The following is a 23,227-nucleotide window of genomic DNA, read 5'->3' on the forward strand; positions in this document are numbered from 1 at the left end:
CCAAAGTTGGTGCCCCTTAATCTTGGTCCCGAGCGCTGGTATTTAGCCCAGCAGCGCCTTGGCCTTGGCCACAGTGGCGGCCGCGGTGATGCCGAATTTCTCGAATAGCTCACCTGCTGGGGCGGAGGCACCAAAGGACGCCATGCCAACGAAATCGGCCTTGGAGTCGCGGCCGCGTTCGCCCAGCAGCCAGCGATCCCAGCCACCGTCACGTACGGCGGCTTCGATCCCGATGCGCACGGGGCCGGCGGGCAGCACCTTGCGGCGATAGGCTTCGTCCTGCTGTGCAAACAGTTCCATGCAAGGCATGGATACCACGCGGGTGCCGATGCCTTCGGCTTCGAGCTGTGCCTTGGCTTCCATGGCCAGCGACACTTCGGATCCGGTAGCGATCAGGATCACCTGACGTTTCGCGTCGGCTTCGGCCAACACATAGGCACCTTTGGCGGTCAGGTTGGCCATCTTGTGTTCGGTCCGGACGGTGGGCAGGTTCTGACGGGTCAGCGCCATGACCGACGGTGTGTCCTTGGACGACAGCGCGATTTCCCAGGCTTCGGCGGTTTCAACCGCATCAGCTGTACGGAACACATAGGTGTTCGGAGTCGCGCGACAGATCGCCAGATGTTCGACCGGCTGGTGGGTCGGGCCGTCTTCGCCAACACCGATGGAATCATGGGTCATCACGAACACTGTCGGAATTTTTGACAGGGCCGCCAGACGCATGGAGGGGCGGGCATAATCGGTGAAACAGAAGAACGTGCCGCTATAAGGGCGGATACCGCCGTGCAGCGCCATGCCGTTCATCGCCGCCGCCATGCCATGTTCCCGGATACCCCAATAGACATAACGCCCCTTGCGGTTGTCCAGGTCAAACACGCCCAGATCATCGGTCTTGGTATTGTTCGAGCCGGTCAGATCAGCCGATCCACCCACGGTTTCCGGCATCACCGGATTGATCGCTGCCAATGCCATTTCCGACGCTTTGCGGGTGGCCACTTTGGGCTGGTCTTCGCTGACCTGCTTTTTCAGCGCACGCACGACCGAGGCCAGTTTCTTGGGCGCTTCCAGCGCATAGGCGCGGGTGAACCGATCCTGTTTGCCTTGCGAGGTTTCGGCAAACCGCGCTTCCCAGGATTCTCGTTCGACTGCGCCCCGGCTGCCGATCGCTTCCCATTGGGATTTGACATCGGCGGGGATTTCGAACGGTCCGTGGTCCCAGCCATAAGCGGCCTTGGCCGCGGCCAATTGGTTGGCATCTGTCAGAGCCCCGTGACCCTTGGAGGTGTCCTGGGCGGCGTGACCCAGCGCGATATGGGTCTTGCAGGCGATCATCGACGGTTTTTTGGTTTTCTTGGCAGCGGTGATGGCTGCATCAATGGCCTGTGGGTCGTGGCCATCAATTTCCTGTACATGCCAGCCCGACGCTTTGAAACGCATGACCTGATTGGTGCGGTCCGACAGGTCGACGGTGCCATCGATCGTGATGTTGTTGTTGTCCCAGAAGACAATCAGCTTGCCCAGGGAATGGCGCCCGGCTAGGCCCATGGCCTCTTGGCTGATGCCTTCCATCAGGCACCCGTCGCCTGCAATGACATAGGTGTTGTGATCTACGATCTTGCGGCCGTATTGGGCGCGCTGGATCTCCTCGGCCATGGCAAATCCCACGGCATTGGCGATCCCCTGACCCAAGGGGCCTGTGGTGGTTTCAACTGCGTCCAGCAGGAAGTTCTCGGGATGGCCTGCAGTCAGCTGGCCCATCTGGCGAAAATTCTTGACCTGATCCAGGGTCACCTGCGCGTCGCCCATCAGGTGCAGCAGCGAATAGATCAGCATGGATCCGTGACCGGCGGACAGGATGAACCGGTCGCGGTCTGGCCACTGAGGGTTGGCGACGTCGAATTTCATGTGCTTTTCGAACAGCACAGTGGCGACATCGGCCATGCCCATGGGCATGCCGGAATGGCCGGAATTGGCGGCGGCCACGGCGTCAAGGGTCAGGGCACGGATGGCCGAAGCCTTGGCCCAATGGTCGGGATTGGCGGTGCGCAGGGCGTTGAGGTCCACGAGCGTTACCTTTTCGTGTGTGAGCGGAGGATTTGCCGCTCAATAACAGCCGCGTCGCAAAGATCAAGCAAATCGCGCCCAGATTGGCCCTGTTGGCGCATTGATGGGCGCAAACGCGCTCTGAGGTGCTTGAAACCTGCGATTGGGGTGTTTTACCTTGGGGTGAGGCCAGTTCAGTCGTCCCGGGATACGCGGGACGATTCGGGCTGGGTCCCGAACCGGGTCATGCGGCGCGGGACAAAAGGCACAAAGGCAGAAAAACAACCGCACGGGAAGGTGAGGGGCATGAGCCAAATCGAGGAATTGCAAGGCCGGATCCTGGCTGCGATGGATCGGATCAATGCCGGAGTGGAGGCCGTGTCCACCGCCCAGGCCGAGGCCCGGGAACCAGACGCTGATCTTGCGCTTGCGTTGGACGAGGAAAAGCTGGCCAATGCACAGCTCGAAGAGCGCCTGAAAACGATCAAGGCCAAACACCAGGCCGAAATCGACGCGTTGAACGCGCAAACTGCCGAGGCAGAGCCGCAACCGGATGCAGCGCCAACGGCTGAGGCGGAAGCCGAACTGGAAGGCCTGAGGTCTGACCTGGAATTGCAGGCCGGACGTATCGAAGAGCTGAACCAGGAGGTTGCATCGCTGAAAGGTGCAGCACAGGAAAAACAGGGACAGATCGATGCGGTAACCCAAGAGCGCGACCAACTGGTTGCCCGTATCGAGGGGATGGAAGCCGAACAGTCTACTGGAGCAGACGCGCAAAGCGCTGAAATCGTTGCGTTGGACGCTGATCTGCAACGGCTGCGCCAGGCCAACGAACAATTGCGCCAGACAAATGCGGCCCTGCGCGAAGCCAATGAAGCGGGGGTGGGCGAACCTGATCTGATCAACAAGGCAATGCTGGCCGAGCTGGAAGGCCTGCGTGCCACCCAGGCTGCGGACGCCGCCGAGGTGGGAGCCGTGATGACAAAGCTGAACACATTGCTGTCAAATGCCCGCAATCTGCCGGAAGGGGAGGAAGCGTAATGGCCGAAGTTACCATTCAGATTGGTGGACGTGGGTTCGAAGTGTCCTGTCAGGACGGCGAAGAGAGTTACCTGCACTCGGCAGCCAAGATGCTGGACGATGAGGCCCAGGTACTGTCCGATCAGATAGGCCGTATGCCCGAAGCGCGTATGCTGTTGATGGCCGGTCTGATGCTGGCCGACAAGACTGCGGCGGTGGAAGACCGTATTCAGGAGGTCGAGGCGACCTTGGCCGAACGCGAGGCGGAAATCGCCGAATTGCGCGCGGCACCAGCCCCAGAACCGGAACGCATTGAGGTGCCCGTGGTCCCGGCCGAAGTCACCGACACCCTTGCCGAGCTGGCTGCGCGGGCCGAATCCCTCGCGGCTGAGCTGGAAGAACGGGCCGCCGGATAACGCGTTTCTCACCCCTGGCCGCAGACGCTCGCAAAAGGCGCGCCTGCGGCGCACAGGGTCCATTTTGCGTTGCCACGCAGGCGGCGAGGCTGTGCCTCGCGCTCAGGAGTGTTTGGACCGGATGAAACTGGGATCCGTTCTTCATCTGGCCAAAAATATCCCGGGGGAGCAGCCATAGGCTGCGGGGGCAGAGCCCCCTGACTATCGGGCTCACATACTCTCCAGTCCCGGTCTCTCAAATTAGCTCTCAGCAATTTTCAAGAGCGACCGCTTGAGGGGACGTTGTCGGTGGGAGCACATAACCATCGTCTCGAACATAGCTTCGTCAGACATCGGCCTTGGGCGTTGGATACCACTCACTTTTCCACGCCCATCGGGCGCTCAACCTGCGCAGCCACAGTTCTTCAGAAATATGCGTTCTGCATGATGGCCAGCCATCTTCGCAGGATGCGCCGACCACCTTTGGGACACTCCTGATCGCAACACGCCGGAAAGTCCGTTCATTTGGGCCGGGATTGACCGCCTCGACCATAGCGGTTGCGAGCCGGGCGACGCCCCGAAAACGCCCGCGATGCGGATCGCCCGCGCCCGTGGGCATATCCAGGGGAATTTCTGATTGGGTTGCTGAACCGGCAGTCGATTGTATTGTTGTAACTTACCGGCCTCATTCAAAAATGCTGCACGCGCCACCGGTTCGTTTGGTCGGACCGTCAGGGCGACTTCAGGGACTTGGGGTCGACAGGCCAAACGGAAAAACCTCCGCTGAAAACTCAGCGAAGGTCATCTATTTATTCCACCAACCTTTGTCCAAAAGGGCCCCAGGGGGCAACCTTGGACTTTGTGGGAGAGGCGGATATCAGCCGTTGGCTTCGCGGATGCGGTTTGCCGCTTCCTTGTCAAAGGTGACGCCGTTGGTTTCGAACATGTCGTCCAGTTCGCCCGACAGAGTCATTTCTGTGATGATGTCGCAACCGCCGACAAATTCGCCTTTGATGTACAGCTGGGGAATTGTGGGCCAGTCGGAATATTCCTTGATGCCCTGGCGGATTTCTTCGTCGGCCAGCACGTTAACGTCGGAAAAGTCAACGCCCATGTAATTCAATACACCGGCGACGCGGCTGGAGAAACCGCATTGCGGCATGTCCTTGGTGCCTTTCATGTACAACACCACGTCATTGGCTTTGACGGTTTCGTCGATGCGGTTTTTTGCGTCGCTCATGTCGCGCGTTCCTTTGTCTCTGTGCCAGGGCGTTTGGGCCCGCCCCGTTTTATGTTCATCGTTTCAGCGAGTCCGGGTCGAACGCGCCATGACTTTGGTCAACCCATCATCAGGCGGCGGGTGCCCGGGTGGTGTTGTACCGCTTAGGCATTCAAATAGGGGTCAATGTCGGCTCCGACAAGCTTCAAAACCGTCATAAGTGCTTTGGCTGTCAATCTGAGGAGCCGCGTTCAGTCTGTGACCCGGTGTTGTGCCGCGTCTTTTTGGCCTTGAGCAGGGCGGCGCGAGTCTGGTCCAGCGCCGGGTCGTCCCAGCGTCGTTTTGTGACCGCGTGGCGGGACAAGGACCGGTGGCGATTGCGGCGCAGGATGGATTCGGCAACAGCCGCCACAGCAATCAACAGACCCAGCACCCCTAGGGCCAAAAGCGCGATGCCCGCACCGGTCAGCATGGTCTGAAATGTTCACGGGGCACAATGGGCACCCCGTGATGGGTATTGCTCATCAATCCGGAGCTTTGGTGGTGAGCCCCAGCGCATGGATTTCACCATTGGATCCGTCCATTTTGCCTTTGAGCGCGGCCATTACGGCGCGCTGCTGCTGGACGCGGTTCTTGCCGCGAAAGCTCTCGTCGATCACTTCGGCCGAGAAATGCACACCGTCATCCCCGACTACGGTGATCTTGGCGTCGGGAAAAGATTCGCGGATGAGCGTTTCGATGTCAGAGGCTTGCATGGCCATGGGAGAAGATCCGTCCTGTTTTCTTTTCAGATGTAAAGTGCGACAGGGCGGTGTTCAAGACAGGATCAGGGTGTTTCGGTCAATGGGACCGACAGGTAGACGCCAAACTCCTGGCCGATGTCACAGCTGACGCGGGCGTGGACGCGCCCCTGACGGTCAAGGAACCGCTGTGTGTCATGGACGGGAAAGATGCCTTCGTGCCAGATATTGGCGTGAATATAGAGCCCTCTGGAGCCATCGCACCAAAAGGCGATGATCTTGTCCGGAGTGATGTCGTCTCCGGGCGGTGCGACAGGCACGACAAAGGGTTTGTTGTCCAAAGGATAGAACATCTGACCGCCGTCAGGATGGTAATTCATATGCCACAACAGCGCTTGGTCGCGCGGGGCTGTTGCCGTAGCGGAGGATGCAGTTTGCGGATCTGTGGACCAACCCAGCACATAGTTGCCATTCACCGCCTCGTTGGCGCCATAGAGAACGTCGCCCTGCCACGTGCCATGAAAAACACCTTCGACATAGCCGGCTTCGTCGCCGGTGCCGTCATCGACGGGGCGCCAGCCCTGTTGCGGCCATTGGGTTATTTCGATCTCGAATGTTTCCGGGTCATCGACCAGACATCCATAGCCCCTGACCGTTTCTTCGGTGGCGACGACAAGAGGCACCCGGTGAAGCGGCAGGGAGGGTTTGTCGGATGGGTCGAACATATAGACGGGGGCGCTCATGAAGGGGGGATCCTGTGTTCTGTTGCGATTCCTGAGCCGAGCCTAATCCGGCACTGGTGTTCGCAATAGCTGTTTAAGTCCGGGACAAGGACCAAGAAAATCTGATGGCTCAGGCGAAGTGCCATAAAAAAACGCGCCTCCGCAAGAAGGCGCGTTTTCAGGTCTCAGGAGTGGGTGCCCTGTATCAGGCAACGGCCTCGGCAAAGCTGGAGCGGAAGATGTCTGCCAGCTCGCTCAGCGGGGCTTCGGCGCTCCCGAATTTCACGCTGTCACCGGTGAAACGGCCAACGGTTGTCAGGGTGATGCCCGCCTGACCTGCGGCCAGCATCAGCCCTTCGGCCTGGTCAAAGTTGCAGGCCACCAGATAGCGGGCCTGATCTTCGCCAAACAGGGTTTGGGTGTCGGCCACGTCCAGCTGAACGCCAACGCCTGCGGCTTCTGCCATTTCGAAGGCCGCCAGCGCCAGTCCACCGTCGGACAGATCGGTGCAGGCCTTGATCAGGTCACGGTTGGCACGGATGAATTCACCGTTACGTTTTTCCGCGTCCAGATCGACAGCAGGGGCGTCGCCATCGGTGCGGTTGAACACCTCATGCAGCAGGGCGGATTGGCCCAGGTGGCCGATGGTGTCCCCGATGACCAGCGCGATATGGCCATCGCGCGCTTCGCCCAGGATTGGTTCTTCGTCTGCGGCAATCAGGCCCACGGCCCCAATGGTCGGGGTCGGCAGGATCGCCTGGCCGTCGGTTTCATTGTACAGTGACACGTTGCCCGAAACGATCGGCATATCCAGCGCCGACACAGCCGCGCCGATGCCCTGAATGGCACCAACGAACTGGCCCATGATCTCTGGCTTTTCCGGATTGCCAAAGTTCATGTTGTCGGTTGTGGCCAGGGGTTTGGCACCCACGGCGGTCAGGTTGCGATAGGCTTCGGCCACGGCCTGTTTGCCGCCCTCGATCGGGTTGGCTTTGACATAGCGCGGTGTCACGTCGCTGGTGAAGGCCAGCTTCTTGTCTGTCCCGTGCACCCGGATCACGCCAGAGCCCAAACCGGGGCCACGGGCGGTGTCTGCCATGACCATCGAGTCATATTGTTCATAGACCCATTGTTTGCCCGCATAGTTGGGTGACGAGATCAGCGCCTTGAGACCATCAATGGGGTCAATGGTGGGCACGTCCGCGTCGGTCAGCGGGTCGGCAGCCGGGGTAGGGTCCCAGGGGCGGTCGTATTCGGGCGCGGTCGAGGCCAGTTTCGACAGCGTCAGGTCGGCCTTTACTTCGCCATTGTGCAGGATCAGGAAGCGGTCCTCGGCGATGGTTTCCCCGACGATGGCAAAATCCAGATCCCATTTGACGAATACGGCGCGGGCTTCGGCTTCGAGTTCGGGGTTCAGCACCATCAACATGCGTTCTTGAGATTCCGACAGCATCATCTCATAGGCTGTCATGTTCTCTTCGCGCTGGGGGACGTCTTCGAGGTTCAGTTTGACACCCAGTTTGCCCTTGTCGCCCATTTCAACGGCCGAGCAGGTCAAACCAGCCGCGCCCATGTCCTGGATCGAGATCACCGCGCCGGTCTGCATCAGCTCCAGCGTGGCCTCCATCAGGCGCTTTTCGGTAAAGGGATCGCCAACCTGAACGGTGGGGCGTTTTTCTTCGATGGTGTCATCAAATTCGGCCGAGGCCATGGTCGCGCCACCGACACCGTCGCGCCCGGTTTTGGCACCCAGATAAACAACTGGCATACCAACGCCCGAGGCGGCGGAATAAAAGATCTTGTCCGCGTCGGCCAGACCGGCAGCGAATGCGTTTACCAGGCAGTTGCCGTTATAGGCCGGATCAAAGCGAACTTCGCCGCCCACGGTGGGAACACCAAAACAGTTGCCATATCCACCGACACCTTCGACGACACCGTTGACCAGCTGGCGGGTCTTGTGGTGGGACGGTTCGCCGAACGACAGCGAGTTCATCGCCGCAATCGGACGTGCGCCCATGGTAAAGACGTCGCGCAGAATGCCGCCAACACCAGTCGCCGCACCCTGATAGGGTTCGATGTAGGAGGGGTGGTTGTGGCTTTCCATCTTGAAGATGACGGCCTGTCCATCACCAATATCGACCACGCCGGCGTTTTCACCGGGACCGCAGATGACCTGGGGGCCGGTGGTGGGCAGGGTGCGCAACCACTTCTTGGAGGATTTGTAGGAGCAATGTTCGTTCCACATCGCCGAGAAAATTCCCAGCTCGGTGAAGGTCGGCTCGCGCCCGATGATCTCGAGGATCAGATCGTATTCCTCGGGCTTGAGCCCATGGTTGGCAATCAGTTCAGGCGTGATGGCTGGTTCCTGCATCTCATAGAGTCCCCGGTGACATGAATTGCGGGCCTTTTAGGGCAAGGGGGGCGTCGGGGGAAGTCTAAAGACGCACCTCGCGAAAGCGCCGCAGAATCTTTGGTTGCTCTTTGGGGGGCTTTGGGCGCTGTGATTGCCTCTGAACCTGGGCACCGCGCAAAAAAAAGGCCGAGCACTAAGCTCGGCCGAAGTCCAACAGGGAGGTTGAAGAAGCTACGCGGTAAGCGCTGCTGCCTTCGAGAGTTGATTTAGGGATGCGGGGGCCTTGGATCAAGGAAAACAACGTCGCATTGACGGCATTGCCGGTATGCATTTTTTGCATGGCTGCTGATTTTTGGGGCGAAGTTTTGGGATCTTTGCTGAAATATGAAGCGAAATCAAAAGATTGGCGAAACTGCCAAAGCTGGTCGGCAAAACCCTGAACGGATGTTGCCGCCCAGGGCAGTTGATTTTTCAATTGGCGAATTTGCGAAGGTTTCACGATTTTGCAGTCGGCTTTGCCGCATGTGCCCAAAACGATCAGAGTTTGCCCAACGCCTTGAGGTGTTTGCGGTGGGCAATGATTTCTTCCTGAACGAAATCGCGAAACGCCTGTATGCGGCGCGAATGGCGGAGTTCTTCGGGATAGGCGAGGTAAACCGGCACTTCGGAAGAATCGCTTTCGGGCAGGACATGCACCAGATCGGGGAAATCTTCGGTGACGTAATCCGGCAGCACGCCAATACCCAGATTGTGCAAGACACCCTGCAAAACCCCGAAATAGTTGTTCACCGTCAACAGGGATTGCGGATTGTGGGTCATCAACCCCTGAACCATGACTGCCGAGGCCCCGACCTGGGCGGCTGACGGGTTCTGGCAGATCAGCCGGTGTTCGCTGATATCGGCTGCGGTTTCGGGGATGCCGTGTTTGTCGACGTATTTGCGCGAGGCATACAATTTCATCCGAACGGTCATCAGCCGTTTGCGGATCAGGTCTGCCTGGCTGGGTTCTTTCATGCGAATGGCGACATCTGCTTCGCGCATGGGCAGATCCAACACCCGCTCTTCGAGCATGAGATCAACCTTGAGATCGGGAAATTTCTCGTAGAGATGTGGCAAGCGCGGGGCCAGCCACAAGGTGCCGAACCCAAATGTCGTGGTTACACGCAATTCGCCGAACACCTCGTCCTCGCTGTCGCGGATCCTGGCCGAAGCCGCATCGAGCCGCTTGGACATGGCCGAGGTCGCGTCAAACAGAAGCTCGCCCTGTTCGGTCAGGATCAGACCGCGCGCGTGGCGATGAAACAGGGTGGCGTTCAGGCTTTCTTCCAGCGCGCGTATCTGACGACTGACTGCCGATTGCGACAGATTCAGTTTATCACCCGCATGGGTCAGGCTGCCAGCATCGGCAACCGCGTGAAAGATTCTCAGCTTGTCCCAGTCCATATCCGTTACTTCCGTTACGTTGCGGCCTAACTATATGAAATGCATCGCATATGCGACATTCAATTGTGTTACCGTCAGGGAATACTCAAAAAAATGTCTATACAGGTCAGCAATTATGACCTAATAATCCTGCAACCGTAGCGACGCGCCACGCGTTTGGGAGGCCCCGGATGTCCACACAGAAGATTTCGCTCAACGACAAATACCATTTGGATAAATCGCCGGTATTGCTGAATGGCACACAGGCATTGGTCCGGCTGATGCTGATGCAAAAGGCGCGTGATGTCGGGGCTGGATTGAAGACAGCCGGATTGGTGACCGGGTATCGCGGATCGCCTTTGGGCGCGGTCGATATGCAGATGATGCGGGCCGAAAAATTCCTGGCTGAGAGCGATGTGACCTTTCAATCCGGGTTGAATGAGGATCTGGCCGTAACTGCGCTGTGGGGCGCACAACAGGCGGAATTGCGTGGCGAGGGCAAATTCGACGGTGTGTTCGGTCTTTGGTATGGCAAGGGGCCGGGGGTGGATCGGTCCGGCGATGCGATCCGACACGCAAATATGGCGGGCAGTTCCAGGCATGGCGGCGTGATCATGGCCATGGGAGATGATCACACGGGTGAAAGTTCGACCGTGTTGCACCAGTCGGAATGGGCGTTGATGGATGCCTATCTGCCGATTGTCAGCCCGGCAGGCGTGCAGGAGATTCTGGATTACGGCATCTATGGGTATGCGTTGTCGCGGTATTCCGGGATGTGGGTCGGGTTGAAAACCATGAAGGACACGGTCGAGGTGACATCCGTTGTGGATGCACGGCCCGATCGGATGCAACTGGTGATACCAACAGATTACGACATGCCCGAGGACGGGTTGAACATCCGCCTGGTGGATGATCGCCATATCCAGGAAGAACGGCTGATTGATCAGAAACGGTTCGCAGCCGAGGCGTTTTCGCGCGCCAACAAGATGGACAAACGGATCTGGGGCAAGCCGGGGGCCAAGATCGGGTTTGTCGCGGCGGGCAAGAATTGGCTGGATCTGGTGCATGCCATGTCCTTGCTCAACATTGATGAAACGGCTGCTGAGCGGCTGGGGCTCACCACCTACAAGGTCGGGCAGGTCTGGCCGCTGGACATGCGCGGGTTCAACGATTGGGCCGATGATCTGGATCTGATCATCGTGGTCGAGGAAAAGCGCAAGCTGATCGAGGTGCAGATCAAGGAGGCGATCTTTGACGACCGTCGCGGGCGTCGTGTCTGGGGCTGGCACAAGGGCGGTGGAGCCGGATCCATGCATGGGGACGAGCTGTTCCCGACGCGTGGGGCGCTGGACCCGATCATGATCGCCGAAAAGCTGGGCCAGATTCTGTTGGATGAAGGCCGTGACAGCGACGCCTTGCGCGCTGGTATGGCGGCGCTGGAAGACGCACGCCGGGCCGACAACGCCGAAGAGATCGCCTCGCGTCTGCCGTATTTTTGTTCGGGTTGCCCCCATAACACCGGGACCAAAGTGCCGGACGGGTCGCGGGCCTATGCCGGGATCGGGTGTCATTTCATGGTGCAATGGATGGACCGCGACACGTTGGGGTTCACCCATATGGGGGCCGAGGGCGCGAATTGGATCGGCGAGGCCCCGTTTTCGACCCGGGCGCATGTCTTCCAGAACATGGGCGATGGCACCTATAACCATTCGGGTATCCAGGCGATCCGGGCTGCCGCCGCCCAGAACACGACGATGACCTTCAAGATCCTGTACAATGATGCGGTGGCCATGACAGGGGGACAGGACAATGATGGCGATCTGTCCGCTGGTCGCATCGCCCACGAATTGACAGCGATGGGGATCAAAACCCTGGCCGTGGTTTATGACGAAAAGGAAGACGTGGACGCCAAACAGTTCCCTGCCGGTATTCGAATGCATGAACGCGCCGAATTGATGTCCGTGCAGGAAGAATTTGCCAAGATCGAGGGCACTTCGGCCATCGTCTATGTCCAGACCTGCGCGGCGGAAAAACGGCGCCGGCGCAAACGGGGGACCTTTCCGGATCCGGACCAGCGGGTGTTCATCAATACAGACATCTGCGAAGGCTGTGGCGATTGTGGGGTTCAGTCGAATTGTGTGTCCATCGTGCCGGTCGAAACCGAGCTGGGCCGAAAGCGGGCGATTGACCAGTCCAGCTGTAACAAGGATTTTTCCTGTCTGAACGGGTTTTGCCCATCCTTTGTCACCGTCGAAGGGGCCAAGATCCGCAAGGAAGCCACCCGGACGCTGGAGCTGCCCGACCTGCCACAGCCGGAACTGCCAGTCATAGATGGCACGCACAACGTGGTGATCACAGGCGTCGGGGGCACAGGTGTTGTGACCATTGGCGCGGTGCTGGCGCAGGCGGCACAGATCGACGGCAAGGGTGCCGGTATGATGGAGATGGCGGGGCTCGCCCAAAAGGGCGGCGCGGTGCATATCCATTGCCGATTGGCCAACACGCCCGAAGACATCAGCGCCATTCGCGTGGCGACGGGCGAGGCGCACGCACTGATCGGGGGTGATCTGGTGGTCAGTGCAGGGGCCAAGACACTGGGGTTGACCGCGACGGGGCGGACAGGCGCGGTGGTCAACAGCCATGAAATCATCACGGGTGATTTTACCCGCGACACGGAATTTTCCATTCCTTCTGACCGGTTAGCGGTCGCTCTTCAGGCGCGGCTGCGGGATCGTGTGGTTCTGTTTGATGCGTCGGAGCTGGCACGGGTCACGATGGGGGATTCGATTTTCTCCAACATGATGGTGTTTGGCGCAGCCTGGCAACGCGGGCTATTGCCGATCAGTCACGAGGCCATCACGCAGGCCATCGAATTGAATGGCGCAGCCGTCGAACGCAACCTGCACGCCTTTGAAATTGGGCGGTGGGCGGCGCTGCATCCCGAGGACGCGGTCTCCATGAGCGGGTCAAACGTGGTCGAGATGCCGAATTCGTCTCAGGATCCGATCGCCTATCGCAAGGCGCAGCTGACTGCTTACCAGGGCAAACGGCTGGCGAAGCGTTATGCCAAGATGCTGGACGGAATCGACGATGAGGCCGTACGCGGCGCGGTGGCCAAGGGATATCACAAGCTGTTGGCATACAAGGATGAATACGAGGTTGCGCGCCTGTTGTTGTCATCACGCGACAAGGCGGCGGAACAGTTCGAAGGCGATTTCAAATTGTCCTATCATCTGGCACCACCAATCCTGGGGGGCAAGCCGGTGAATGGCCGCCCGCCCAAACGCAAATTCGGGGCCGGGATGGAGCGGTGGTTTGGTCTGCTGGCCCGGATGAAAGCGCTGCGGGGCACGCCGTTTGACGTGTTCGGGTATAGCGCCGAGCGCAAAATGGAGCGGGCGTTGATCAAACAGTATGAGGCCGATCTGAAAGACGTGCTGCCCAAACTGAGCAACAACACCCGCGACACGATCATCGCCCTGGCCGAGCTGCCATTGCAGATCCGGGGATTTGGTCCGGTCAAGCTGGCCAATGAACAAAAGGCTGCAAAACAGCGCGAGACCCTTTTGGCATTGATCCGTCAAGGTGGGGCTCAGGTCAAACAAGCAGCGGAATGATGCGTGGCCGCGTTGGTCTGTAACAACGTCACAGGCCTGTCATGAAATCTGTGCAAAATCCCGTACTGTCCCTAAATCAGGGACGGTAGACGGAGGAGATGCCCCATGAACATGCGCCACCATATCGCCCGCGACATCAGTTACGCCCATTCTGCGCAGACCCGACCTGGGCGCGCGATGATCCGTCTGATGGAAAACACCACCGGGCGATTGCGGTTGATCAAACGGGCGGACGGCTATGAGCAAGACGTGGCTGCGGGGCAGAACTTTTGGTCAGTGATGGTTGAACGCTATGGGCTGAGCCTGGATGTCATTGAAGGTGCGCTAAGCAATATCCCGACTGACAAGCCGGTGATCCTGATTGCCAACCACCCCTATGGCATTCTCGATGGGCTGATGATGGGGCATATCCTGGCCGAGGCACGCGGGGATTTTCGCATTCTGGCGCATCAAGTGTTTCGCAAGGCCGAAGACCTGAACCGGGTGATCCTTCCGATTTCTTTTGATGAAACCAAGGACGCCGTGCGTCGAAATTTGCAGACCCGCCGGGAGGCTCTGGAGTATCTGGGGCAGGGTGGTGCCATCGGAATTTTTCCCGGTGGAACGGTGTCCACCGCCACCAACCCCTTTGCCCATCCGATGGATCCGGGGTGGCGCGGGTTTACGGCGCGCATGGTAGCAAAATCCGACGCTGTTGTTGTGCCTGTTTTTTTTGACGGCCACACCAGTCGCCTGTTCCAGATCGCCAGCCATCTGCATTCCACCCTGCGTATGGGGTTGCTGATCAAAGAGTTCAGGAAACGTGTCGATACACCGGTGCGCGTCGTCATCGGGGACCCTATTGGTCGCGACATTCTGGACCCAATGGCAAAAGATACCAAGGCAATGATGGATTTTCTGCGCAAAGCCACGTATGAGCTGTCTCCGACACCTCTCAAATCTTATGAATACGGGTTTGAGTTCGAAGAGAAACATCGCGCCTGAGACGGTGCCCGAGAGAGATAATGGCAGTAGGCATATTCGATTCCGGTCTGGGCGGTTTGACCGTCCTGAACGCCGCCCAGAAACGTCTTCCGGACGTGGACTTCCTGTATTTTGGGGACAATGCCCACGCGCCCTATGGTGTGCGTGATGCCGAGGACGTCTATAACCTGACCGTCGCAGCGGTGCAGAAGATGTGGGACCGCGGCTGTGATCTGGTGATTCTGGCCTGCAACACGGCCTCGGCCGCCGCGCTGCGCCGGATGCAGGAGGGCGGATTGCCGCCCGGCAAACGGGTTCTGGGCGTGTTTGTGCCTTTGATCGAGGCGCTGACCGAACGGCAATGGGGCGACAATTCCCCCCCGCGTGAGGTCGAGACCCAGCATGTGGCGCTGTTTGCCACACCGGCAACCGTGGCGAGCCGCGCGTTTCAGCGCGAACTGGCCTTTCGCGCAATCGGCGTGGATGTCGAGGCGCAGGCCTGTGGGGGTGTGGTGGACGCCATCGAAGACGGTGATCTGATCCTGGCCGAAGCACTGGTGCGGTCTCATGTGGATGCGTTGAAGCGTAAAATGCCGATCCCACAGGCGGCCATCCTGGGCTGTACGCATTATCCGCTGATGGAGCAGACCTTTCAGGAGGCTCTGGGCGCGGAGGTCAAAGTGTTCAGCCAGGGCAATCTGGTGGCGGACTCGCTGGCCGATTATCTGCAACGTCACCCTGACATGATGGGATCTGGTGAGGCCGGGTATTTCACGACCGGTGACCCGAAACGGGTCAGCGACCGCGCGACCCAGTTTTTGCGACGACAAATCAGCTTTCAGTCCGCCTGACCTAGATTCCTGACTTAGGTCAAGGTGGCTCCCCTGCATTTCCCCTATTCCAGCCGCGGTCACACGCGGCACGACATGTGACATATGAAGGACGAGGTCTGACATGACCCATAAAATCGCAATTCTGGGTGCATCTGGTTACACTGGTGCAGAACTGGTGCGGCTGATTGCCGAACACCCGAATATGGAAATCGCCGCGCTGTCGGCCGACCGCAAGGCCGGGATGAGCATGGATCAGGTGTTCCCGCATCTGCGCCACATGACCTTGCCGACCCTGTGCAAGATTGACGAGATTGATTTCTCTGGGATCGACCTGTGTTTTTGTGCCTTGCCGCATAAAACCAGCCAAGAGGTGATTTCGGCCCTGCCCAAGGATCTGAAGATCGTCGACCTGTCCGCCGATTTCCGGCTGCGCGACGCGCAAGCCTATGAAAAATGGTATGGCAATGCGCATAGCGCGTTGGCCGAACAGGATGAGGCCGTGTACGGGCTGACCGAATTTTACCGCGAAGACATCAAGGGCGCGCGGTTGGTTGCGGGCACGGGGTGTAACGCGGCGACAGGTCAATATGCGCTGCGGCCGCTGATTTCCGCCGGGGTGATCGATCTGGATGACATCATTCTGGACCTGAAATGTGCGGTGAGCGGGGCGGGGCGGTCGCTCAAGGAAAATCTGCTGCATGCGGAACTGAGCGAAGGCTATAACGCCTATGCCGTCGGCGGCACCCACCGTCATCTGGGCGAATTCGATCAAGAGTTTTCCCTACTGGCCGGTCGCCCGGTTCAGGTGCAATTCACGCCGCATCTGGTACCAGCCAACCGGGGCATTCTGGCCACCGTCTATGTCAAGGGAGATGCGCAGACGATCCATGACACGCTGGCGTCGGCCTATGCGGAGGAACCGTTCATTCAGATGCTGCCCATGGGCGAGGTGCCCAGTACGCATCACGTGCGTGGGTCGAACTATTGTCATATCGGCGTGACCGCAGATCGGATCAAAGGTCGTGCAATCGTGATTGCGGCATTGGACAATCTGACCAAGGGCAGTTCAGGGCAGGCCTTGCAGAATGCCAACCTGATGTTAGGTGAGGAAGAGACAACGGGACTGAAGATGGCCCCGCTCTTCCCCTGAGGAGTTGAGAGATGAAGAACCTCAAGAAACAACGACGGATCCAGGTGATCATCGTGGCAGCGGTTGCGTTGGTCGTGGCGACCGGGTTGATCGGTTATGCGATGCGTGACGGGATCAATTTCTTTCGTGCGCCCAGCCAGATTGCCGAAGCCCCCCCCGAAGCCTCGGAAGTGTTTCGCATTGGCGGATTGGTTGAGGAAGGCACATTGGTGCGGGGTCAGGGCGAAGTCGTGCGGTTTTCCGTGACCGACGGCGGCGCGTCGATCCCGGTGACCTATACCGGGGTTCTGCCGGATCTGTTCGAGGAAAACCAGGGTATGATCGGCACCGGAAGTTATGTGAACGGTGTCTTTGAAGCAACTGAAATCCTTGCCAAACATGATGAGACATATATGCCCAAGGAAGTGGTGGATGCGCTGAAGGAACAGGGTGTCTATCAGGAACCGGAAAGCTGATCCAAACCAGTGGTTGAATGGCCTGACGGCCATGCCTCCGGCGGGAGTTTTTCCAGCAAGATGAAGACAGGAGCGTTGCGCGGTGAGCCCGGGCAGCGCTCTGTCTGGTTTGGGGGTATTAAGATTTTTGGCCTGTTGTCTTTGTCTATTCCGAGGGTGGATTACCCCGGATCTGGTGGAGGTCAGGCAACATGCAGACGGTACGACAGATTGCCGAAGAAATCGTGGCCCGTGAAGGCGGGTTTGTGAATGATCCCGACGACCCGGGCGGGGCAACAAAATATGGGGTCACCATCCATACCATGCGCCGGTTGGGGCTGGATCTGACCGGGGACGGTGTGGTGGGGGTCGCGGATGTGCGCCGTCTCAGCCGGGCAAAAGCAGTTGATATTTTCATCACCCATTATTTTGAGCAACCGCGCATTGATGAAATTCCGGTGGTGCTGCAGGCGTCGTTGTTCGACATGTATGTCAACGCCGGTGGCAATGCAGTGAAGATCCTGCAGCGGATGTTGCGAGACATGGGGTACGGTGTGTCCGTGGACGGGGCGATCGGGCCGCAGACATTGCGCGCGGTGCGCCAGGCCGTGGCCCCGAATGCAGTGGCCTTGCGCGATGCTTATGGGGTGGCGCGGCGCAATTACTACTTTCGACTTGCGGATCGCAGGGTGGCCAGCCGGAAATATGCCCGCACGCGGGACGGAGGCAAGGGGGGGTGGATCAAACGTGCCGAGGAATTCCTGTCGCCGCGCTATCACATGACGCAGGCCGACTTTGACCGGAGGGTCGCCGCATGGGGGTGATTGGAGAGCTGTTTGCACTGATGTTCGGCGGTGGCCGCAATATGGTGCGCGAAACCGCCGAAGTGTTTCGCGAGAATGCTGAAGCAGGTGCCCAGCGGGCCGTTGCGGTACAAGGGGCTGCGTTGCAGCAGTTTGCGGGCGAATTCGCGGTGGCGCGCAAAGGCGGATTCGACAGGTTCATGGATGGGGTCAACCGCGTGCCGCGACCGGCCCTGGCCTTGGGGACCTTGGGATTGTTTGTGGCGGCGATGGTCAATCCGCTGTGGTTTGCCGCGCGGATGCAGGGCATTGCTCTGGTTCCGGACCCGCTGTGGTGGCTGTTGGGGGTGATTGTCAGTTTCTACTTTGGCGCGCGCCATCAGTTGAAGACGCAAAACTTCCAACGTGATATGGCCCAGGCCGTTAGCCTGGCACCGCAGGTGGTTGACAATATCCGCGCACTCGACGCCCTGCGCGCGGATAGTCCCGGGGTGGCCAATGCCGGGCCGGACGCCGAAGTGACGCTGGCGGCGGTGACACCAGAATTGAATCCGGCATTGGAAGATTGGCGCAAGTTGCGCAAGACCGGCTGATCCGTGACGCATCTGTGACAGTGCGGCGCGCCGAATTCGATTGGCGCGCCGTTCAGCGCAGCCTATATAAGCCGCATGGTTACAGAACTCGGTCATTTCGCCCTCGTCCTCGCATTTGTGGTTGCTATCTTTCAGATGGTGGTACCGCTGATTGGAGCCCATAAACGCTGGCCTGGATGGATGGCCGTTGCGGAACCTGCGGCACATGCCCAGTTCCTGCTGACGGCGCTGTCCTTTGGCGCGTTGACCTGGGCGTTCGTTACATCTGATTTTTCGCTGAAACTGGTCTGGGCCAACAGCCATTCGGCCAAGCCGATGCTGTACAAGATTTCCGGCACCTGGGGGAATCACGAAGGATCCATGTTGCTATGGGTGCTGATCGTGACCCTGTTCGGGGCCACGGCGGCCAGTTTTGGCGGCGGCCTGCCACCCTCGTTGAAGGCGCGTGTACTGGCGGTGCAAAGCGCCATCGCGGTGGCGTTTTTTGCCTTTATCCTGTTCACCTCGAACCCGTTCCTGCGTCTGGCGGTCCCGCCCTTTGACGGGCAGGACCTGAATCCTCTGCTGCAGGATCCCGGTTTGGCGTTTCACCCGCCGTTCCTGTATCTGGGGTATGTGGGGCTGAGCATGGCGTTCAGCTTTGCCGTGGCGGCGTTGATCGAGGGCCGCGTGGATGCGGCCTGGGGGCGCTGGGTGCGGCCCTGGACGCTGGCGGCCTGGGTGTTTTTGACCATTGGCATCGCTCTGGGGTCTTGGTGGGCCTATTACGAATTGGGCTGGGGTGGGTTCTGGTTCTGGGACCCGGTAGAAAATGCCTCCTTCATGCCCTGGCTGCTGGCGGCGGCGCTGTTGCATTCGGCCATCGTGGTGGAAAAACGCGAAGCGCTGAAAAGCTGGACCATTCTGTTGGCAATTCTGGCCTTTGGGTTTTCGCTGATCGGGACATTCATTGTGCGCTCGGGGTTGCTGACATCCGTGCATGCCTTTGCCAATGACCCGGAACGCGGGGTGTTTATTCTGATCATTCTGGCCGTGTTCACCGGCGGTGCGCTGACCCTGTTTGCGGCGCGCGCACAAGCGATGGAAGCCAAGGGTGTCTTTGGGATGGTCAGCCGCGAGAGTATGTTGATTACGAACAACATCCTGTTGGCTGTCAGCTGTTTCGTTGTCTTTTTCGGGACCATGTGGCCGATTCTGGCTGAGATGTTCTTTGATCGCAAACTGAGCGTTGGACCGCCCTATTTCAACGCGGCCTTTACGCCGTTCATGGTGCTGTTGGGATTGATCCTGCCGGTGGGTGCGATGCTGCCGTGGAAACGGGGCAAACTGGGGCGCACGGCCTGGTCACTGCGGTATGTGTTTCTGTTGGCCGTTGCTTTGGGCGTTTTGGCCTGGGCCATGCAGACCGGGCGCAGCGCAATGGGGCCTGTGGGATTGTTCCTGGGGTCATGGATGGTCTTTGGGGCCTTGGCCGACCTGTGGATGCGGTCCGGGCGTGGGCTGAACCGGTTTGGCCGTCTGTTCCGCCTGCCACGCGCCGATTGGGGCAAGGCAACCGCCCATGCGGGGTTGGGTATCACCATCTTTGCCATTGCCGGGTTGACCGCCTGGGAGCGTGAAGACATTCGTATCGCCTATATGAACCAGCCCTTCGATGTGGGAGCATATACGCTGACCCTGACCGACGTGCAGGAGGTCGAAGGGCCCAATTATCGTGCGACCCAGGGCATCGTGACGGCGGACCGGAATGGTCAGTTTGAAGCCGTCCTCCTTCCGGAAAAACGCCAATATCCGGTGGCGCGGATGCCCACCACCGAGGCAGCGATTGACTATCAATTCCTGCGCGATCTGTATGTTGTTATCGGTGACAAACAGGCGGATGGGGGCTGGACCATGCGGACCTATATCAAACCGCTGGCGAATTGGATCTGGGGTGGGTGTATCCTGATGGCCCTGGGTGGGCTTCTGAGCCTGAGTGACCGACGGTTCCGGGTCGCGGCTGGTGCACGTAAATCCTCGACCGGCGGAGTGCCTGCGGAATGAAACAGGTTTTTGTCTTGCTGATTGTGGGGTGTCTGTCCGCCATGGCGAGCCTGTTCGCAGGATCCGGAGCAATGGCCGTTCAACCGGACGAAGTGCTCGAAGATCCGGCGCTGGAAGCACGTGCACGCGAGCTGAGCAAGGATCTGCGCTGTCTGGTGTGTCGCAACGAAAGCATTGATGAATCCAACGCTGAACTGGCGAGGGATCTGCGGATCCTGCTGCGTGAACGGCTGGTGGCGGGGGATGACGACCAGGAAGCGATGGCGTTCATCGTCGACCGGTACGGTGAATATGTGTTGCTGCGCCCGACGGCCAATGGGGCCAATTGGATGCTTTGGGCTGCCGGGCCAGTGATGTTGCTGTTGGCGGCTTTGATGGGGTTCTATTATCTTCGGCGTCGATCGACGGCACCCGCGCGCAATGACGATGGCCTAAGCGCCGAAGAGCAGGAGCGACTGCGCAAAATTCTGGACGATTGACGCGGGGTTCTGCTTTTGCTGGCCTGACGCTTGGGTCAAGTTTGCGATCAACACATATTCACGAGGCGCGCAAATGGACTATCAGACGATCACCTTTGACATCACTGACGGCTTGGCGGTTCTGACGCTGAACCGGCCTGACAAGATGAACGCGCTGACCAGCCAGATGCGGGCCGAAATCGCTCATGCGATGAAGGAAGCCGCCGCGCAGGCCCGCGCCGTTGTGCTGACGGGGACGGGGGCTGCGTTTTGCACCGGGCAGGATCTCAGCGACGCTTCCAGCGGTGGGGCGCTGGATCTGGAACGCACATTGCGGGACGAATACCTGCCGATGCTGGAAGCGATTTATGATTGCCCGATCCCGACCGTGTCTGCGGTCAATGGGCCCGCCGCTGGGGCAGGGGCAAATCTGGCGCTGGCTGCGGATGTTGTGATCGCCACCGAGAGCGCCTATTTCCTGCAGGCGTTTGCCCGGATCGGGTTGATGCCGGATGCCGGCGGAACCTGGCTGCTGCCACACAAGATGGGCATGGCCAAGGCCATGGGCGCGGCGTTGTTTGCGGATCGCATTTCGGCGAAACAGGCCGATGATTGGGGCATGATATGGGAATCGGTGCCGGACACCGATTTTGATGCCCATTGGCGCAAGCGGGCCACCTGGTTGGCCACGGGGCCCAGCAAGGCCTTTGGTGCCATCAAACAATCTATCCGCGGTGCTTATCAAAAAACATTGGCGGAACAGCTGTTGGTCGAAGCCCATATGCAGGGTGAACTGGGTCAGTCGCGCGATTTCATGGAGGGAGTCTCGGCGTTTCTGGAAAAGCGCCCAGCCAAGTTCGAAGGACGCTGAACCAGCCATAGGGGTGCGACCTGTGATACGGCTCGGCCACTGCGGTCCGAGCCGTTTTTTATTGAGGGTTTCCCGGCTCATTGGGCCCTGTGTCAGGTTGACCTTTTGGGGGCCCTGACAGGCCGTAAAACAAAAACCCCGCTTGCGACCAAGCGGGGTTTTTCTAATGTCATCTCGCTGTTGATCAGCGGTTTTCGATGTCCACGTAATCGCGCATGGTATCGCCCAGGTACAACTGACGCGGACGGCCGATTTTGGCCTGTGGATCGGCGATCATTTCCTTCCACTGCGAAATCCACCCGACAGTGCGCGACAGCGCAAAGATCGGGGTGAACATCGAAGTGGGGAAGCCCATGGCTTCGAGAATGATCCCGGAATAGAAATCCACATTCGGGAACAGTTTCTTCTCGGCGAAATACGGATCTTCCAGCGCCTGCTTTTCCAGTTCCTTGGCGACCTGAAGGATTGGGTTGTCTTCAACACCCAGCAGGTCCAGAACCTCGTCTGCGGATTGTTTCATCACGGTCGCGCGCGGGTCAAAGTTCTTGTAGACGCGGTGACCAAAGCCCATCAGACGGAATGGATCGTCCTTGTCCTTGGCGCGGGCAATGAATTCGGGAATCCGGTCGACGGTGCCGATTTCTTTGAGCATTTCCAGACAGGCCTGGTTTGCACCGCCATGGGCAGGCCCCCACAGACAGGCAACACCGGCAGCGATACAGGCGAACGGGTTGGCACCCGACGACGACGCCAGACGCACGGTCGAGGTCGACGCATTCTGTTCGTGATCCGCATGCAGGGTCAGAATGCGGTCCATGGCACGGGCCAGGATCGGGTTGACCTGGTAATCTTCGCAGGGCACGGCGAAACACATCCGCAGGAAATTGGATGCATAATCCATGTCGTTGCGCGGGTATTCGAACGGCTGACCGATGGTGTATTTATACGCCATCGCAACAATGGTGGGCATCTTGGCGATCAGGCGATGGGTCGCAACTTCGCGCTGACGTGGGTCGGCAATATCGGTCGAGTCATGATAAAAGGCCGACATCGCGCCAACAACACCGACAATGATCGCCATCGGGTGGGCATCGCGGCGGAATCCGCGGAACAGATAGACCATCTGTTCGTGAATCATCGTGTGGCGGGTGATGGTGGTTTCGAAAGTTTCCAACTGAGCCGCGTTCGGCAGCTCACCATACAGCAACAGATAGCAGACCTCTAGGAAATGCGATTTTCCAGCCAACTGGTCGATCGGATAGCCCCGGTGCAGCAGCTCGCCCTTGTCACCGTCAATATAGGTGATGGTGCTGTCACAGCTCGCGGTCGAGGTGAAACCGGGATCATAGGTGAACACACCCGCCTGGCCATACAGTTTGCGAATGTCGACGACATCGGGGCCCGCGGTGGGCGAAAAAATCGGCAGATCATAGCTCTGGCCGTCAATCGTGAGAGTGGCGGTCTTCGTCTCGGTCATGGTTGTCCCTTCCTGTTACAGGCATGTGGCAGCCAACAGGCGGCCCATGCGGGGCAGTCCCTGCGCACGTA

Annotated in this window: 21 protein-coding genes; 12 read left to right on the plus strand and 9 right to left on the minus strand. The window is 59.1% G+C overall.

The genetic code is table 11. The features are described 5' to 3' along the window. Window positions 1-42: 42 nt before the first annotated feature. A complete protein-coding gene (gene tkt, locus K3727_10080) occupies window positions 43-2,064 on the minus strand; it encodes a transketolase (GenBank protein ID UWQ93093.1) in 2,022 nt (673 codons plus the stop codon). Between the two features lie 285 nt (window positions 2,065-2,349). On the opposite strand from tkt, the gene K3727_10085 reads away from it, so the two are divergent. After that, entirely contained in the window at window positions 2,350-3,084 is a 735-nt protein-coding gene (locus K3727_10085; GenBank protein UWQ93094.1) for a hypothetical protein, read from the plus strand. Next, window positions 3,084-3,479, plus strand: a complete 396-nt coding sequence (locus tag K3727_10090) for a cell division protein ZapA (protein ID UWQ93095.1) — start codon at window positions 3,084-3,086, stop codon at window positions 3,477-3,479. The genes K3727_10085 and K3727_10090 overlap by 1 nt, the downstream gene beginning before the upstream one ends. 856 nt (window positions 3,480-4,335) lie before the next feature. Here the strand turns inward: K3727_10090 and grxD are convergent. From grxD to K3727_10125, 7 genes are all read right to left on the minus strand, one after another. Beyond that, window positions 4,336-4,698 carry a Grx4 family monothiol glutaredoxin gene (gene grxD, locus K3727_10095; protein UWQ93096.1) on the minus strand — a complete coding sequence of 121 codons (363 nt, stop codon included), beginning with the start codon at window positions 4,696-4,698 and terminating at the stop codon, window positions 4,336-4,338. A 211-nt stretch (window positions 4,699-4,909) separates the two neighbouring features. Further along, a complete protein-coding gene (locus K3727_10100; protein UWQ93097.1) occupies window positions 4,910-5,149 on the minus strand; it encodes a hypothetical protein in 240 nt (79 codons plus the stop codon). Between the two features lie 52 nt (window positions 5,150-5,201). Beyond that, on the minus strand, window positions 5,202-5,438 hold the full coding sequence (locus K3727_10105; GenBank protein UWQ93098.1) for a BolA/IbaG family iron-sulfur metabolism protein: 237 nt from the start codon (window positions 5,436-5,438) through the stop codon (window positions 5,202-5,204). Window positions 5,439-5,503: 65 nt separating this feature from the next. Next, the gene (locus tag K3727_10110) at window positions 5,504-6,160 is read right to left on the minus strand and encodes an ureidoglycolate lyase (GenBank protein UWQ93099.1); all 657 of its coding nucleotides are present in this window, start codon (window positions 6,158-6,160) and stop codon (window positions 5,504-5,506) included. Window positions 6,161-6,344: 184 nt separating this feature from the next. Further along, window positions 6,345-8,510 carry a phosphoribosylformylglycinamidine synthase subunit PurL gene (purL, locus tag K3727_10115; GenBank protein UWQ93100.1) on the minus strand — a complete coding sequence of 722 codons (2,166 nt, stop codon included), beginning with the start codon at window positions 8,508-8,510 and terminating at the stop codon, window positions 6,345-6,347. 175 nt (window positions 8,511-8,685) lie between these two features. Beyond that, the gene (locus tag K3727_10120; protein ID UWQ93101.1) at window positions 8,686-8,991 is read right to left on the minus strand and encodes a hypothetical protein; all 306 of its coding nucleotides are present in this window, start codon (window positions 8,989-8,991) and stop codon (window positions 8,686-8,688) included. Window positions 8,992-9,029: 38 nt separating this feature from the next. Next, entirely contained in the window at window positions 9,030-9,935 is a 906-nt protein-coding gene (locus K3727_10125) for a LysR family transcriptional regulator (GenBank protein UWQ93102.1), read from the minus strand. 170 nt (window positions 9,936-10,105) lie between these two features. Here K3727_10125 and K3727_10130 point away from each other — a divergent pair, with 170 nt between their 5' ends. From K3727_10130 to K3727_10175, 10 genes are all read left to right on the plus strand, one after another. Continuing rightward, window positions 10,106-13,531 (plus strand): indolepyruvate ferredoxin oxidoreductase family protein, encoded by a 3,426-nt coding sequence (locus K3727_10130; GenBank protein UWQ93103.1) that lies wholly within the window; start codon window positions 10,106-10,108, stop codon window positions 13,529-13,531. 105 nt (window positions 13,532-13,636) lie between these two features. Then, window positions 13,637-14,515: a lysophospholipid acyltransferase family protein gene (locus K3727_10135; GenBank protein UWQ93104.1), complete on the plus strand. Its 879-nt coding sequence runs from the start codon at window positions 13,637-13,639 to the stop codon at window positions 14,513-14,515. A 20-nt stretch (window positions 14,516-14,535) separates the two neighbouring features. Then, a complete protein-coding gene (locus K3727_10140; GenBank protein ID UWQ93105.1) occupies window positions 14,536-15,345 on the plus strand; it encodes an aspartate/glutamate racemase family protein in 810 nt (269 codons plus the stop codon). Window positions 15,346-15,448: 103 nt separating this feature from the next. Then, window positions 15,449-16,477, plus strand: coding sequence for an N-acetyl-gamma-glutamyl-phosphate reductase (gene argC, locus K3727_10145; protein UWQ93106.1), 1,029 nt, complete (start codon window positions 15,449-15,451; stop codon window positions 16,475-16,477). A gap of 11 nt (window positions 16,478-16,488) precedes the next feature. Next, window positions 16,489-16,932, plus strand: coding sequence for a cytochrome c maturation protein CcmE (ccmE, locus tag K3727_10150; GenBank protein UWQ93107.1), 444 nt, complete (start codon window positions 16,489-16,491; stop codon window positions 16,930-16,932). A gap of 191 nt (window positions 16,933-17,123) precedes the next feature. Continuing rightward, on the plus strand, window positions 17,124-17,735 hold the full coding sequence (locus K3727_10155) for a peptidoglycan-binding protein (protein UWQ93108.1): 612 nt from the start codon (window positions 17,124-17,126) through the stop codon (window positions 17,733-17,735). After that, complete coding sequence (locus K3727_10160) at window positions 17,726-18,307, plus strand: holin family protein (protein UWQ93109.1); 582 nt, start codon at window positions 17,726-17,728, stop codon at window positions 18,305-18,307. Before K3727_10155 ends, K3727_10160 begins: the two co-directional genes overlap by 10 nt. A 75-nt stretch (window positions 18,308-18,382) precedes the next feature. Then, window positions 18,383-20,350, plus strand: a complete 1,968-nt coding sequence (locus tag K3727_10165; GenBank protein ID UWQ93110.1) for a heme lyase CcmF/NrfE family subunit — start codon at window positions 18,383-18,385, stop codon at window positions 20,348-20,350. Continuing rightward, on the plus strand, window positions 20,347-20,829 hold the full coding sequence (locus K3727_10170) for a cytochrome c-type biogenesis protein CcmH (GenBank protein UWQ93111.1): 483 nt from the start codon (window positions 20,347-20,349) through the stop codon (window positions 20,827-20,829). The genes K3727_10165 and K3727_10170 overlap by 4 nt, the downstream gene beginning before the upstream one ends. A gap of 73 nt (window positions 20,830-20,902) precedes the next feature. Beyond that, window positions 20,903-21,679 carry an enoyl-CoA hydratase/isomerase family protein gene (locus K3727_10175; GenBank protein UWQ93112.1) on the plus strand — a complete coding sequence of 259 codons (777 nt, stop codon included), beginning with the start codon at window positions 20,903-20,905 and terminating at the stop codon, window positions 21,677-21,679. A gap of 184 nt (window positions 21,680-21,863) precedes the next feature. On the opposite strand, the gene gltA is transcribed toward K3727_10175, so the two are convergent. Then, window positions 21,864-23,156, minus strand: coding sequence for a citrate (Si)-synthase (gene gltA / locus K3727_10180; GenBank protein UWQ93113.1), 1,293 nt, complete (start codon window positions 23,154-23,156; stop codon window positions 21,864-21,866). Window positions 23,157-23,227: the final 71 nt, after the last annotated feature.

It is taken from the genome of Rhodobacteraceae bacterium M382 (genome assembly GCA_025141015.1).
GTDB classification, from domain to species: Bacteria; Pseudomonadota; Alphaproteobacteria; order Rhodobacterales; family Rhodobacteraceae; genus Aliisedimentitalea; species Aliisedimentitalea scapharcae.

Coding starts and splice junctions, on each gene's coding strand:
- K3727_10085 (UWQ93094.1), top strand. CDS start 2,350: ATGAGCCAAATCGAGGAATTGCAAGGCCGGATCCTGGCTGCGATGGAT.
- K3727_10090 (UWQ93095.1), top strand. CDS start 3,084: ATGGCCGAAGTTACCATTCAGATTGGTGGACGTGGGTTCGAAGTGTCC.
- grxD (UWQ93096.1), bottom strand. CDS start 4,698: ATGAGCGACGCAAAAAACCGCATCGACGAAACCGTCAAAGCCAATGAC.
- K3727_10100 (UWQ93097.1), bottom strand. CDS start 5,149: ATGCTGACCGGTGCGGGCATCGCGCTTTTGGCCCTAGGGGTGCTGGGT.
- K3727_10105 (UWQ93098.1), bottom strand. CDS start 5,438: ATGGCCATGCAAGCCTCTGACATCGAAACGCTCATCCGCGAATCTTTT.
- K3727_10110 (UWQ93099.1), bottom strand. CDS start 6,160: ATGAGCGCCCCCGTCTATATGTTCGACCCATCCGACAAACCCTCCCTG.
- purL (UWQ93100.1), bottom strand. CDS start 8,510: ATGCAGGAACCAGCCATCACGCCTGAACTGATTGCCAACCATGGGCTC.
- K3727_10125 (UWQ93102.1), bottom strand. CDS start 9,935: ATGGACTGGGACAAGCTGAGAATCTTTCACGCGGTTGCCGATGCTGGC.
- K3727_10130 (UWQ93103.1), top strand. CDS start 10,106: ATGTCCACACAGAAGATTTCGCTCAACGACAAATACCATTTGGATAAA.
- K3727_10135 (UWQ93104.1), top strand. CDS start 13,637: ATGAACATGCGCCACCATATCGCCCGCGACATCAGTTACGCCCATTCT.
- K3727_10140 (UWQ93105.1), top strand. CDS start 14,536: ATGGCAGTAGGCATATTCGATTCCGGTCTGGGCGGTTTGACCGTCCTG.
- argC (UWQ93106.1), top strand. CDS start 15,449: ATGACCCATAAAATCGCAATTCTGGGTGCATCTGGTTACACTGGTGCA.
- ccmE (UWQ93107.1), top strand. CDS start 16,489: ATGAAGAACCTCAAGAAACAACGACGGATCCAGGTGATCATCGTGGCA.
- K3727_10155 (UWQ93108.1), top strand. CDS start 17,124: ATGCAGACGGTACGACAGATTGCCGAAGAAATCGTGGCCCGTGAAGGC.
- K3727_10160 (UWQ93109.1), top strand. CDS start 17,726: ATGGGGGTGATTGGAGAGCTGTTTGCACTGATGTTCGGCGGTGGCCGC.
- K3727_10165 (UWQ93110.1), top strand. CDS start 18,383: ATGGTTACAGAACTCGGTCATTTCGCCCTCGTCCTCGCATTTGTGGTT.
- K3727_10170 (UWQ93111.1), top strand. CDS start 20,347: ATGAAACAGGTTTTTGTCTTGCTGATTGTGGGGTGTCTGTCCGCCATG.
- K3727_10175 (UWQ93112.1), top strand. CDS start 20,903: ATGGACTATCAGACGATCACCTTTGACATCACTGACGGCTTGGCGGTT.
- gltA (UWQ93113.1), bottom strand. CDS start 23,156: ATGACCGAGACGAAGACCGCCACTCTCACGATTGACGGCCAGAGCTAT.